Source organism: Nocardia sp. GCM10030253 (assembly GCF_042675075.1).
GTDB lineage: Bacteria > Actinomycetota > Actinomycetes > Mycobacteriales > Mycobacteriaceae > Nocardia.
Genome location: NZ_JBHTDL010000014.1, coordinates 249583 through 262268, shown reverse-complemented (window position 1 = coordinate 262268; position 12686 = coordinate 249583). Strand labels below are relative to the sequence as shown.

Genomic DNA, 12686 nt, shown 5'->3' with positions numbered 1-12686 from the left:
CTGGTACGACGTGAGCGGCGATGCGGTGGTGACCGCATCGCCGCTCGCAAACCACCGGGCTACAGGAAAATCGGGTCGCCGTATATCGCGTCGCGACCGTCGGCCTCGGGCGATTGCGCCTCGATGATCGTGTAGGAGCGGATGGTGAGTGGCCCGCCGCAGTTCTTCACGAGCAGGTGGAAGTCGCGGCTGATCAGGTAGCCGGTGCTGCCCGACGGCAGCACCTTCGTGCCGACCTCGAACTTCTCGATCTTTCCCGGCGCGATCGACAGGTCGATTCCCGCTCCGGCGTGCAGGCTCGGGCCGAGGTCCGCGCTCATGCTCGGTGTCGCGGAATCGCCACTTGCGTTGACGCCCACGTGGAATCCGGCGTCGATGCCGATACTGGCGCCGAGGGTGACGGTCGCGGTGATGTCGACCGCGCAGGCGACGAGATAGCCCGCCTTCAGCGTGCCCGTTCCCGGTGCGTCGACGTGGCCGTAGAAAGTGTCGTCCAGGAACACTTCTCGGTTGGTCGGCATGCCGTTGAGTGGGGCGATCGGATTGAACGCCTCGTCGGTGTGCCCGACGGTGAACTGGAATCCGTTGGGACCGGTGACGGTTTTCTCGTGTGGCGCCATGCCGCCCGCGTTGGCGAATGGTGCGGATGCGAGGGTGACCCCGATCATGGTGACTGCGGTGGCAAGTACCGACTTGATGTTCATTGTTTCTCCCCGATTGTCAGTGCTCCCCCTGCGGAGCGAGTGCCGCATCCGTTTCGAGTTGCGACGCTCGGGCCGATGTTCTGGCCTGGAAGAAACGTATGGCCGCAGACCTGTCCGATCGACGTCCCGCCTGGATAGGACACCGCGAAAGCACTGGTAGACGCGGTTGGCGGCAGTTATCCGGACCGGTCGAGCGCGATCGGCCGCGAGGTCGGGCGATCGTCCGCTCCGGTCGAAGCTCGACGTCTGAGGCCCTGCTGAGAACTCCAGGTCAGCGCGGCTTTCCTGTCCGGACCGGACGAGAACTCTTACAATCGAGCGGTGGGGATGCGAATCCGACTATTCGGGGGATTCGTTGTCACCGTCGATGATCGAACCATCGGCCCGCGTGTCTGGACGCGGCGTCACCCGCGCTCGATCGTGGCGATGCTGGCGCCACGAAGTCGAAGCGATCTGTATAGGTGGGGACGCAGGCGTCGACACAAGGTATCTGCGACCGGATAGGTAAGGAGTGAGAAATGGATGCACCGGAAACCTACGCCTCGGGCAACTGGGTCGTGGCCGCCGGTCGGGAGAACGAATTCGTCGCCAGTTGGACCGAGTTTCTCGACTGGACGAAGAACAACGCACCAGGTTTCGTTTCGGCGTCGCTGATCCACGATGTCGCAGACCCGCGGCACTTCGTGTCGTTTGCGTTGTGGTCGAGCCCCGCCGCCAGGTCGGCCTGGCAGCAGCACGAGGGATTTGCTTCGCGCGTCGGGGCTTGCCGAGCGATGTGCGACGAGGCGAGCGGGAGTTCTTACCATCTCGCGGCCCGAGTCGAACAAAGCTGAACGCCAACAGGTTCTGCCCGCGCAACGAGCCGACGTGTACCGATCCTGCCATCCGTCGGTGCTGAACGCTTATGAGAGCCAGAGTGATTCGCCCCTGCCGGTGATCGCGCAGATCGGTGGCAGGGGCGAGGGTGTAGTCGAACCGGGCCGCGGTAGCCGGGGCTACACCATGGGCGCGGGGGTGGCGGCGACGAGGCCGCCGTCGATGGTCAGGTCCTGTCCGTTGATGTACGACGCTTCGTCCGAGGCGAGGAAGGCGACCGCGGCGGCGATGTCGTCGGCTGTGCCGATGCGGTTGGCGGCCACCGCGGCGACGGCGGCGGCTTGCACTTCGGCCGAGGCTTCGGCGTAGAACGCCGGGGTCGCGGTATAGCCGGGGCTCACGGAATTGACCCGGATTCCCTTGGGCGCCAGTTCGGCCGCCAGGGTCCGCGCCAGGTTGTGCACGGCCGCCTTGGTCGCGGAGTAGAGGGCAGCGCCGGGCCCGCCCCGGTGCAGTGCGAACGACGCGTTGATCACAATCGCGGCATGGTCGGCCAGCAGGGGAAGGGTCTTCTGGATGGTGAAGAACGCCGCTTTGAAGTTGATATCCACAACGCGGTAGAACTCGGCCTCGGTGACGTCGGTGTACGGCTGGAATGCGCCGATGCCCGCGTTGGCGAAGACCACGTCCAGCCGCCCGTACCGGTCTTGGATCGCGGCCGTCAGCGCGTCGAGATCGGCGAGGTTCGCGGCATCGCCGGGCATCGCGAGGACGCGGTCCCCGCCGTTCAGCTCTTCGACCGCGGCATCGAGTCGGGTCTTGTCGCGCCCGGTGATGACCACGTGTGCGCCCTCGGCGAGCAAGCGGTGCGCGGTGGCCAAGCCCATGCCGCTGGTGCCGCCGGTGATGAGGGCGATCTTGTCGTTGAATCGGGAACTGCGAGCACGCACGGCATGACCTTTCATACAGTTGGATTGTTCAAATACTTACGTACAGTTCAACTGTATGTCAACAATCGAGCTATTCTGGTCTGTGTGATGACGGCACATCCCGAGCGGGCGCAGATCCAGTTGGCGAACGTGCTCACCGCCGTGGGAAACCCACTGCGGCTGCGCATCGTGCGGGTGCTGGCGGACGGGGGCGAGCACACCTGCGGCTCGATCGTGAACGGTGTGCCCAAGTCGAACCTGACCCATCACTACCGGGTACTACGTGATGCCGGGATCATCTGGCAGCGGCCGTCCGGCAGAGAGACCATGCAGTCGTTGCGCCGCGAAGACCTCGACGCCCGGTTCCCCGGGCTGCTGGACTCCCTGCTCGACGCGGCACGCCGCGACGCCGCGGACTGACCGCGGCCGACACGACCCACGTTGAAGCCCTCAGGACCGGGTCCCGAGCCCACGCCCTGTCGTCACACCCGATGACGCGTGACGGCTAGGGCCTAGTTGTCACCATCGTTGACGGTCGAGCAGGGTCTTCGGCGGGTGTTGCAGGCTGTAGTTGTCACCGATTACAGGTTGCTGTTGTCACTGAGTCGGCATGGTCTCACACCATTGGCGTCAGGCGAGGAGTTCGCGGACCAGGGCTCTGGCCCACCAACTTTCGACCCGGTCCGGTGTCCAGCCGCGTTCGCCGGTGAGAGTTGCGTAGACGTCGATATTGCACAGTGCGGCATAGATATCAACCGCAGTTGCCAGGTCCAGCTCCCCGTGCAGTGTGTTCTCCGGCCATGAGGTGAACACCTGGACGCGGGTCTGGTCGCCGCGACGTCGCGCGTCGTCGTAGGTGGTGGCCAGGTCGGGTTCGATACGGCCGACTTCCCGGATCAGGGCAATGACATCGGCGGCGCGTTCGAACAGTCGGCGGTCGTAGCCCGCCATGGCGGCGAGTTGCCTGCGGGGATCATCCGCGGCAGCCTCCAATTCTGCCAGCATCTGCATCGCATCGGCCGACAGGTCGGCGGCGTCGACGACAGCCTGGATCAACCCGGTCTTGTTGCCGTATGCGGAGTAGACGGTGGGCACGGACACGCCAGCCTCGCGCGCTACGTCACGCACCGTTGTGGCAGCCCATCCCCGCGCCACGAACAGTCGCCGAGCAGCATGGGCGATCTCGGCGCTGGTCGCCTGAGCCTGCAGGGTGCGGCGTAATGAGTCGTAACGACGGCGAGGCGGATCGCTGGACAACCGGGTTCCCCTTTCGATTTACTGACATTATATTGAAAATATGATTGTTAAGTCTAATTTGTCGGGCAGTGCATCCTTCCTCCGGGTCGCCGGCTTCGCTGGTCTCGGTTTCGCACTGTTCATCGTCTTGGCCAACCTGATCCTGGCACCCGCCGGTCTGCCGCGTCCCGGCACCGACGGCGACGAAGCGATCGAGTTCTTCATCAGCCGACACGACCTCGTCGCGGTCGCCATGGCACCCGCACCGCTGGGATGGTTCTGCGCCGTGCTGTTCGGCGCTGGTGCACTCGCGGCGCTGCGACCGGCCGAACGCGCCACCGGCGAGGGGTGGTCGCTGGCCGGATTCGCCGGACTACTCCTGCAGAACGCCACCTTCACCGTGGTCGTCGGAATCCGATACGCCCTGGGCACTCTGACCGCGGCAGATGGCACTTCCGCCGGACTCTGGGCCCTCCACGACGCCCTCCTCACCCTCAACGGCACTTTCCTGGCCCTCGCGCTCGTCGGCCTTTCCATAGCCGGGCGCCGCGGCGGACTCATCCGCCCCTGGCACGCCGCCATCGGATTCCTCTCCGCCGCACTACAATTCACCGCTGCCACCATCACCCCCCTGGTCATCGACCATCCCGGCCCCCTCGGCCTTATCGGCCTCACCGGCTGGCTCTTGTGGGCAGTCTGGTTCGTCACCTACGGCGTCGCCCTCATCCGCGTCGAACCAGCTCTACAGATCGCCCACTGATCCGGTTCCAGGTCGATAGTCGACCTGTCGTCACATGAAGTGAAGATCAGGGTGATTCCTGATGGTCGGGTGTCGGTGGGTCGTGCCAGTATCGAAAGCATGTACCCGTCCGTGCCCGCGTTCGACGCTGCCCGTGGGTTCGACGCTGCCCGTGGATTCGACTCTGGCCGCGGCTTCGGGGTGCCCGGTGGGTCGGGTCCGATGCCGGTGTTCGATCCCGCGCGGCCGCCGTATCCACGGTTGGTGCGGCGGTCGGGTGGGCGGATTGTCGGCGGGGTGGCGGGCGGTATCGCCGATCACTTCGCGATCGACGTGTTCAAGGTGCGGATGGCGTTCGTGCTGCTGTCCGCGCTGGCCGGGGCGGGCATCGTCGGCTACGGGTTGCTGTGGATCTTCACCCCGGGCGGCTCCGACGCGACTCGGCCCTCCGGTGCGGAGCGCCGTCAGGGGATCGGGCTCGCGCTGCTCGGGATCGGGTTGGCGGTCGCGGTGTCGTGGCTGCTCAGCGGGACCGCGGCGAAAGTGATCATGCCGGTCGTCGTGGTGGCGGTCGGCGCGGCGCTGGTGTGGCGCGAATACGACACCGACGGTCCTCGGTCGCTGCTCGGGTTGCCCGCGCGTCCGTCGGTGGTGACCTGGTCGCGCATCGTCGCCGGGGTCACGCTGATCGTGCTCGGGCTCGGTGTGGTGGTGCTGGCCAGGATCGATCTGAGTTCGCTCGGCTCCGCGCTGATCGCGGTGGCGGTCACGTTGGTGGGCGCCGGTCTGTTGACCGTGCCGCTGTGGCTGCGGATGATGCGGGCGCTGAATGCCGAACGAGCGGCCCGTATCCGCAATGAGGAACGCGAGGAGATCGCCTCGCATCTGCACGATTCGGTGTTGCAGACCCTTGCCCTCATACAGCGGCAGGCCGACGACCCGCAGGAGGTGACCCGGCTGGCCCGCGGCCAGGAACGCGAACTGCGTAAATGGCTCTTCGAGGATTCCGGCCCCGCGCAGTCGAGTTTGGCCGCCGCCCTGCGCACCATCGCGGGTGAAGTAGAGGACCAGCACGGAGTGAAGGTCACACCGGTGACCGTCGGGGATGTCTCGATGGATCCTGGCGATACCGGTGCGGGCCTGCCCAAGGAACATTTCACGGCACTGCTCGGCGCCAGCCGGGAAGCATTGGTGAACGCGGCCAAGCACGCCGGTGTCCCGGACATCGACCTGTTCGCCGAGACCGAGCCGCACCAGGTGAGCGTGTTCGTGCGCGACCGCGGCGCCGGGTTCGATATCGCGGCCATCCCGCAGGATCGGCAAGGCCTGGCGAAATCCATTCGCGGCCGGATCGAACGGCGCGGCGGCCAAGTGGAGATCCTGTCGAATCCGGGCCGCGGAACCGAAGTGCGGATCATCATGCCGCGCACCGATTCCGGTGGTCAGGACGACGAAGACGGCGCAGCGGAGGCCTCTGTGCCGACCGCTGCCGAAGCGGCAGATCGGGTTCGGCAGCCGGTGCATCCCGGAAAGTGAAACGGCCTGCGCTGTCCGGTCGGTGTGTGTTCGTGCCTCGGTTGTCGCGTATGGGTCAGGAAGCCCTGGGGTGGGCGAGTCTTGTGGTACCGATTGAGTGCGGGCCGCCCACGGGTGGTCGGCAGTCAGGGTGGGCAATCCACCGACAGATAGAGGAGAAGTAGGTGACCGTGCGGGTCTTTCTCGTCGATGATCACGCCGTATTTCGTTCGGGTGTGCGGGCGGAGCTGAGCCGGGAGCCCGATATGGAGGTCGTCGGGGAGGCCGGTGGGGTGGCTGAGGCGGTGGTCGGAATCAATACGGCCAAGCCCGATGTCGTGCTGCTCGATGTGCACATGCCCGAGGGCGGCGGGGTCGCGGTGCTTTCGGGGATCGAGGACGGGCCGGTGTGCTTGGCGCTGAGCGTGTCCGACGCCGCCGAGGACGTGATCGCGGTGATCCGGGCAGGTGCGCGCGGCTATGTGACCAAGACGATCTCGGGATCCGAACTCGCCGACGGCATCCGCAGAGTCGCCGGTGGTGACGCGGTGTTCAGTCCGCGGCTGGCCGGGTTCGTACTCGACTCGTTCACCGGCAAGTCACAGGTGCCGGAGCCGCCGCTGGATCCGGAACTGGATTCGCTGACGCCACGTGAGCTGGAGGTGCTGCGTCTGCTTGCGCGCGGCTATACCTACCGCGAAATCGCGGAAACCTTGTTCATCTCGGTGAAAACCGTGGAGACGCACGCCTCCAACGTGCTCCGCAAAACTCAGCAGTCCAACCGCAATGCGCTGACCCGCTGGGCGCACCGCCGCCGCATCGACTGAAAGCCGCTTACATCACCGCGATGAGGATGGCGATGATGATGATCAAGCCGATCAGCAGGCCGACGGCGATCGCCAGCGGAGCGGCGCTCGGCTGCGGCTGTTTGGCCCGCTGCGGCGCCGATGCCGTCGTTCCTATCTGGGTGCGATGCGGCCGCGGCAGCGGAGTCGAGTGCGGACTGCGCAGTCCCGACGCGGAATTCCGCGCTGCCCATGCCGGAATGGTGCCGTCCTCGGTGCGCACCGGAGCGCCGAGAATGTAAGGCCCGGTCCCGGGACCGAAGGCGGCGGTGAGGATTTCATCCCTTGCCTGGGCCATCGTCGGCCTGCGCTGCGGTGCGGGTTCCATCATGTGCAGCAGGGCGTTGGTGAGCATGCCGCTGCGGCTCGGCGGAATGATCTGCGCCATGGCCGCGCGCTCGACCAGGACATTGACGTCCTCGTCGAGGCCGAACGGCGGCTGTCCTTCGATCGCGGTGTAGAGCGTGGCGCCGAGGGAGAAGACATCGCTGGCCTCGGTCGGCTGTGCGCCGCGCGCCACCTCGGGGGGTAGGTAGGCGGGGGTGCCGGTGATCACGCCATCCGGGTCGTCGGAGTTTTCGCCCGCGCCGCGTGAGATGCCGAAGTCGCTGAGCTTGGCCATGCCGACGACCGGACCGCGGTCGGCGACAAGGATATTGCCCGGCTTGATGTCGCGATGCACGATGCCCGCGGCATGCGCGGCGGCCAACGCGTCGGCGACCTGGGCGCCGATCTGCGCCACTTCGACCGGGGGCAATGTGTCGACCAGCGCCAAGGCCTTCGCGACGCTGCGCGAGGGTAGGTGTTCCATCACCAGCCAGGGTTCGCCTGCCTCCAGCACCACGTCGTATACCGCGATGGCGTGCTCATGCGAGAGCTTCGCCGCCACCCGCCCCTCATGCATGATCTGGCTGCGGATCGCGTTCGCCTCCGCCTCGCCGAGTCCGGCGGTGGTAAGGACCTGTTTGATGGCGACATCCCGGTTCAGCAGCCGGTCGTGTGCGAGCCACACTGCGCCCATGCCGCCACCACCCACTTTCGACTGCAGGCGGTAACGGCCGGCAACCAGATAGTCCGGGCCGACGATGGGGCGGGGGCGATCGATCATGGGTGCAGGGTATCCGAATTCGGTGGTAGCTGGCCTGATTCGAGTCGAGAGTCCGCCAGCCCCGGACGGTGATTTCAGCGCTCGTCCATACCGGGCTCGCAGTGCGCGTGACAGTACTCGCGGCGGGGCTCTTGACGGATCCCGGGGGTGGGTTTCTACTAAGAAAGTATCGAACGTATATTCGATACTGATCGATAGCTGGATCGGTGCTGGCCCTCGCTTCGGGTGACGAGAAGGGGCCGGTCCGCATGCTTCGCCGTCGGGTCCATCGTGGGAAGTAGGTGGTAGAGATGGGTGCGGATGCGGAATCTCGAACACGTGGCGATGCGCCGACGCTGGATGAGCTGCGCAGACGGATGGCAGCGATACCCGGTCGCGGCGAGGCGGCGGCCGAGCGGATCCCGCTCGCCTCCGAGTTGCGCCGTGAATCGCTTGCTGTGCCGCCCGCTCTTGCGGAGTTGCTGCCCGACGGCGGCCTGGTCAAGGGCTCGGTCGTGGCCTACAACGGGACGAGTTCGTTGCTGGCCGGGTTGCTGGCCGCGGTGACCGAGGGCGGCGGCCACGCCGCGGTGGTCGGGGTGCCCCGGCTCGGTCTGCTCGCCGCGGTCGAGATGGGTGCCCAACTACAGCGGTTGGCCGTCGTCGCCGACCCCGGCCCCGATCCGGTGGAGGTGGCCGCGGTGTTGCTCGACGGCCTCGATCTGGTGGTGCTCGGCCTCGGTGGCGTCGCCGTCCCGCCCGCTCGCGCCCGCGTGATCGCCGCCCGTACCCGCAACAAGGGCGCCACCCTGGTGGTCACCAACGGCGGCTGGGCCAACCCGTCTCTTCGTCTCGACACCCGTGTCGCCGGATATGCGGGCCTCGGCACCGGCCGCGGCCGACTCCGCTCGGTATGCCTGGAGGTCGATGTCCGCAGCAAGGCGGGCCCGCCCCGCCGCGGCCGAATAGCGCTGCGCCCCAGCGCGGGCCGAGTGGAATGGGTGTCGCTCGAATCCCTCGCCCCTGCCGTCGAAACGACGGATACGCGCGGTGCGGCGTCGTGAGCGCGTACTTCGGGGCTGTGCCATCTGGGGCGGTAGTTACGGCGAGTGAGGTGACGCCCGATGTGCGTGGTGCGGCACCGTGATCCAGGCGAGCCCGAGGTGCTGCTCGTCGCTGCTCGCTCGGCTGCGTTCGGCCGCAAGCCCGATGTGGCCGTCACTGCCGCGAGCTCGGTAGCGGCCGCGCCGGTTCGTCGTCGCGTCAGCGGCATGTACACGGTCGCGGTTCTGGATTGCCGACCTGATCCGACCGCGCCATGGAGTGTGTCGCGATGATCCAGCCGGGTCGGGTGCGGAGCGGTTCGCGGGTACTGGCGCTGTGGTGCCTGGATTGGCCCGCGGTTGCGGCGGCGGCGGTGGCGCGGCTTCCGGCGACTCAGCCGGTGGCGGTGATAGCGGCGGGCAAAGTGGTCGCGTGTTCGGCGATTGCGCGGGCCGAGGGGGTGCGGCGTGGGCTGCGGCGGCGCGAGGCACAGGGGCGGTGCCCGAATCTGTTTATTGCGCAGGCTGATCCGGATCGGGATGCCCGGTTGTTCGAGCCCGTGGTCGCGGCCGTCGACGCGACGGTGCCCGGGGTGGAGGTGTTGCGGCCTGGGCTGCTTGTGCTCGGCGCGCGTGGGGCGACCCGGTTCTTCGGGTCCGAGGAGGTGGCCGCGGAGCGACTGGTCGATGCGGTGGCCGCCGTCGGGGTGGAAGCTCAGATCGGGATCGCCGACGAATTGTCCACGGCGGTGATCGCGGCCAGGCGCGGCGCGATCGTGCCGCCAGGGGAGGCGGCGCGATACCTTGCTCCACTGCCGATCGCGGAGCTCGCCGTCGAGCCGAGTCTGGCCGCGCCGGAACGTGCCGATTTGGTGGATCTGTTGCACCGCTTGGGATTACGGAGGATCGGTCACTTTGCCACGCTGACCTCGATCGAGGTCGGCTCGCGCTTCGGCGCCGACGCCGTGCTCGCACACCGCAGTGCGCGCGGCGTTCCGGAACGGCCGCCGTCCGCCCGCCGTCCGCCGCCGGATCTGACGGTGGAGTATCGCTGCGATCCACCGATCGATCGGGTCGATGCCGCCGCCTTCGCGGGCCGTATGCTCGCCACCCGACTGCACACCGTGCTCGCCGCGGCCTCGGTGTCCTGCACCCGGCTTTCGGTGTTCGCGGAAACCGAATCAGGCGAACAACTCTCGCGTATCTGGCGGTGCGCGGAGCCGCTGACTCCTGAGGGCACCGCCGACCGGGTGCGCTGGCAGCTGGACGGCTGGCTCACCCGCCGCGACGGTGCAAGGCCCACCGCGCCGATCACGCTGTTGCGGCTGGAACCTGTCGAAGTGGTGGCCGCCGGCGCGCTCCAGCTCGGACTGTGGGGCGGAGTCGGGGCGGAGGACGAGAGGGCCCGCCGCGCCCTGATTCGGGTGCAGGGCTTGCTCGGTGGCGAGGCGGTGCGGGTCGGTGTGCTCAGCGGCGGCCGCGGCCCCGAGGAACGCATCACCATGGTCGCGCTCGGCGACGAGCCGGTGCCCGCCGCCGACCCGGCCTTACCCTGGCCGGGCAGAATGCCCCAGCCAGCGCCCGCGGTAATCCTGGTGAACCGGCCCCTGGTGCGCCTGGAAGCGGCCGACGGCACCCCGGTCCAGGTCACCGACCGCGGCTTGTTCACCGCAGACCCGGCCCGCCTGCATTGGGGAAGCAGAAACTGGCGCTTGGCGGGCTGGGCGGGGCCATGGCCGGTGGACGAGCAGTGGTGGACCCCCGAATCGCCCACCGCCGCGGCCGGAGTCGCGGCTCGCGCCCAAGCTCAACTCGCGGGTGAGCCCGCCGACGTCCGCGTCCTGCTCCTTATCTATTACTCCGAAACCTGGCGCGCCGAAGGGCTTTACGACTGACCGGGCCGCGACCAGACCGTGGCCATGGTGAACGGGTGGCCGCGCAGGTCAGCCCATTTGGGCTTGGTCGCCAGCCAAGCGTCGTCGACCAGTCCCTCCGCCATTTCGGTGAGCACCCAGCCCGCTTCCAGCGCCGCCGACACGTGCTCGCTCACCAGATGCAGATCGGTGCTGATCGCGACCGACTCGCCTGAGGAGGTCGTGTAGTGCGTCGGCATCCCGGTCACCATCATGAACTGCGGGTGGTAGCTGACCATGACACAGGAAGCGCCGGGTGCGGCCAGCCGCCACGCCTCGGCGTAATAGGGCGCCAGCTTCGGCAGGTGCTCGTCGATCAGCGAGGAGATCACCAGGTCGTAAGCGCCGCTGGGCAATCCGGTATCGCGAACGTCTGCCTCGACCAGTGTGGTGTGCGCATCGCGGGCCCTGGCCCGCTCCAGCATGCCCGCGCTCACATCGACGCCGTCGATACTCGAGATCCCACGACCGCGCAGCCACGCGCCGGTACGGCCGGTGCCGCAGCCGAGATCGGCGGCGCGCCGAACCCTCGCCCACTCCGGATGCTGCAGCCGCTCCAGCAGCGCGAGGTCCATCTCGTCCATGACGGTCTGCTCATAGGTGGGCGCCCACCCGTCGTATCCGGTGGCGACGTCGACGGTGGGGTAGTTACGGCGGTCGAAATCCGCGAAGGACGGCATGAGGCGCAGTATCGCGTGGATTGTGCCGTACTCGCCAGCCGATATCGACCCGGAGCGCCGATCGATCGCCGCGCACCCGGCCACGGGGATCGCCTCCGATTACGAAGCATCGCGCTGGTGGGATGCGTATCGCAGGGTGCAGGGCTGCCGGAGTCGCTCCCGGAGCCGGTGTGTTGATGGCGCGCCTGTGGGTGATCCCTGCAACAAGTCAGGGGCCGGTGCATGACAACCTCGGTATTCTCGGAAATCGTGAATCTGACCGTGAGCCGGGCTGCGCTCGATGACGTACACATCGCCTACCGGGATTCGGGGGCGGTCTCGCTCGACGCCGTTCCCGTGGTGCTGGTGCACGGCATGGGCGGGGACGGACACACCTGGGATCGGTTCGCGCACACGTTGGTGCAGGCGGGCCGCCGGGTGATCATCCCTGACCTGCGCGGACACGGCCGCAGCCCCCACACCGACTCGTATCTGTTCGGCGAATTCGGCGCGGACGTCATGAAACTGTGCGACCGACTCGGCCTGACTACCGTGGACCTGGTCGGACATTCGCTCGGCGGCTACGCGGTGTCCTGCGTTGCCCAGGAACGGCCGGAATTGGTGCGGCGTCTCGTCATCGAGGAATGCCCGCTGCCGCTGCGCTCCGGCGACGAGGAGATGACGCTGACCCGCCGCTTTCCGACCATCCCCGAACTCTGGCACGCCACCACCAGCCTGATCCGGCACCCGCGCGCGGTGCTGGCCTTCGATCGCTCCATGACGCGGACCGCGCTCGAGCAATTCCGCAAACCCAACCCGGAATGGTGGGACCGGCTGCGCGACATCACCGCGCCGACCCTGGTGCTGCGCGGTGGCCCCGGCGGCATGGTCGACCCGGAGAAACTGGAGATCATGCGCACCGACATCCCCGACTGCACGGTGACCGCCTTCTCCTGCGGCCACAGCATCCACCGCGATCGTTACCGGGAGTTCGAAGGCGCCGTCCTGCCGTTCCTCGCCACGCACTGACGGATCCGCCCCCTCGACGGGATCTAAAGTGAAGCGATGTCCGTCCTCGACCGTCCGGTCCTGTTCTTTTCCGACGAGCAGTCGTTCCGCGATCGGCTCGTGGACAACCACGCCACGGTGGACGGGGAAGTTCGCCGACGGCCAGCGGCTGGGCTGAGGTGGCACGGGCGG

Annotated in this window: 14 protein-coding genes; 9 read left to right on the top strand and 5 right to left on the bottom strand. The window is 67.6% G+C overall.

The window, feature by feature from the left end; genetic code table 11:
• Nucleotides 1-59: 59 nt before the first annotated feature.
• The gene (locus ACFQZZ_RS30785) at nucleotides 60-704 is read right to left on the bottom strand and encodes an MspA family porin (protein ID WP_378687674.1); all 645 of its coding nucleotides are present in this window, start codon (nucleotides 702-704) and stop codon (nucleotides 60-62) included.
• 518 nt (nucleotides 705-1222) lie between these two features.
• Here ACFQZZ_RS30785 and ACFQZZ_RS30780 point away from each other — a divergent pair.
• Nucleotides 1223-1537 (top strand): antibiotic biosynthesis monooxygenase family protein, encoded by a 315-nt coding sequence (locus ACFQZZ_RS30780; protein ID WP_378687672.1) that lies wholly within the window; start codon nucleotides 1223-1225, stop codon nucleotides 1535-1537.
• Nucleotides 1538-1699: 162 nt separating this feature from the next.
• Here ACFQZZ_RS30780 and ACFQZZ_RS30775 read toward each other — a convergent pair whose 3' ends face one another.
• Nucleotides 1700-2470 (bottom strand): glucose 1-dehydrogenase, encoded by a 771-nt coding sequence (locus ACFQZZ_RS30775; protein WP_378687670.1) that lies wholly within the window; start codon nucleotides 2468-2470, stop codon nucleotides 1700-1702.
• 87 nt (nucleotides 2471-2557) lie between these two features.
• On the opposite strand from ACFQZZ_RS30775, the gene ACFQZZ_RS30770 reads away from it, so the two are divergent.
• A complete protein-coding gene (locus tag ACFQZZ_RS30770) occupies nucleotides 2558-2869 on the top strand; it encodes an ArsR/SmtB family transcription factor (RefSeq protein ID WP_378687668.1) in 312 nt (103 codons plus the stop codon).
• A gap of 210 nt (nucleotides 2870-3079) precedes the next feature.
• Here the strand turns inward: ACFQZZ_RS30770 and ACFQZZ_RS30765 are convergent, their stop codons facing one another.
• Nucleotides 3080-3706: a TetR/AcrR family transcriptional regulator gene (locus tag ACFQZZ_RS30765; RefSeq protein WP_378687666.1), complete on the bottom strand. Its 627-nt coding sequence runs from the start codon at nucleotides 3704-3706 to the stop codon at nucleotides 3080-3082.
• A 40-nt stretch (nucleotides 3707-3746) separates the two neighbouring features.
• On the opposite strand from ACFQZZ_RS30765, the gene ACFQZZ_RS30760 reads away from it, so the two are divergent.
• The 3 genes from ACFQZZ_RS30760 to ACFQZZ_RS30750 all read left to right on the top strand — a co-directional run bounded on the left by ACFQZZ_RS30760 (nucleotide 3747) and on the right by ACFQZZ_RS30750 (nucleotide 6766).
• Nucleotides 3747-4445, top strand: coding sequence for a hypothetical protein (locus ACFQZZ_RS30760; RefSeq protein WP_378687664.1), 699 nt, complete (start codon nucleotides 3747-3749; stop codon nucleotides 4443-4445).
• Nucleotides 4446-4646: 201 nt separating this feature from the next.
• Complete coding sequence (locus ACFQZZ_RS30755; protein ID WP_378688046.1) at nucleotides 4647-5960, top strand: PspC domain-containing protein; 1314 nt, start codon at nucleotides 4647-4649, stop codon at nucleotides 5958-5960.
• A 170-nt stretch (nucleotides 5961-6130) separates the two neighbouring features.
• Nucleotides 6131-6766: a response regulator gene (locus ACFQZZ_RS30750; protein WP_378688043.1), complete on the top strand. Its 636-nt coding sequence runs from the start codon at nucleotides 6131-6133 to the stop codon at nucleotides 6764-6766.
• A 7-nt stretch (nucleotides 6767-6773) separates the two neighbouring features.
• On the opposite strand, the gene ACFQZZ_RS30745 is transcribed toward ACFQZZ_RS30750, so the two are convergent.
• On the bottom strand, nucleotides 6774-7892 hold the full coding sequence (locus tag ACFQZZ_RS30745; protein ID WP_378687662.1) for a serine/threonine-protein kinase: 1119 nt from the start codon (nucleotides 7890-7892) through the stop codon (nucleotides 6774-6776).
• Nucleotides 7893-8182: 290 nt separating this feature from the next.
• Between ACFQZZ_RS30745 and ACFQZZ_RS30740 the strand changes: the two genes are divergently transcribed.
• Genes ACFQZZ_RS30740 through ACFQZZ_RS30730 form a run of 3 tightly spaced genes read left to right on the top strand, consistent with a single transcriptional unit; the run spans nucleotide 8183 to nucleotide 10809 of the window.
• Nucleotides 8183-8935 carry a hypothetical protein gene (locus ACFQZZ_RS30740; RefSeq protein WP_378687660.1) on the top strand — a complete coding sequence of 251 codons (753 nt, stop codon included), beginning with the start codon at nucleotides 8183-8185 and terminating at the stop codon, nucleotides 8933-8935.
• A 60-nt stretch (nucleotides 8936-8995) separates the two neighbouring features.
• Nucleotides 8996-9208 carry a hypothetical protein gene (locus tag ACFQZZ_RS30735; protein WP_378687658.1) on the top strand — a complete coding sequence of 71 codons (213 nt, stop codon included), beginning with the start codon at nucleotides 8996-8998 and terminating at the stop codon, nucleotides 9206-9208.
• Nucleotides 9205-10809, top strand: a complete 1605-nt coding sequence (locus ACFQZZ_RS30730) for a DNA polymerase Y family protein (protein WP_378687656.1) — start codon at nucleotides 9205-9207, stop codon at nucleotides 10807-10809. Before ACFQZZ_RS30735 ends, ACFQZZ_RS30730 begins: the two co-directional genes overlap by 4 nt.
• On the opposite strand, the gene ACFQZZ_RS30725 is transcribed toward ACFQZZ_RS30730, so the two are convergent.
• Complete coding sequence (locus tag ACFQZZ_RS30725) at nucleotides 10800-11507, bottom strand: class I SAM-dependent DNA methyltransferase (RefSeq protein WP_378687654.1); 708 nt, start codon at nucleotides 11505-11507, stop codon at nucleotides 10800-10802. The genes ACFQZZ_RS30730 and ACFQZZ_RS30725 overlap by 10 nt on opposite strands.
• A 222-nt stretch (nucleotides 11508-11729) precedes the next feature.
• Between ACFQZZ_RS30725 and ACFQZZ_RS30720 the strand changes: the two genes are divergently transcribed.
• Complete coding sequence (locus tag ACFQZZ_RS30720; protein WP_378687652.1) at nucleotides 11730-12515, top strand: alpha/beta fold hydrolase; 786 nt, start codon at nucleotides 11730-11732, stop codon at nucleotides 12513-12515.
• Nucleotides 12516-12686: the final 171 nt, after the last annotated feature.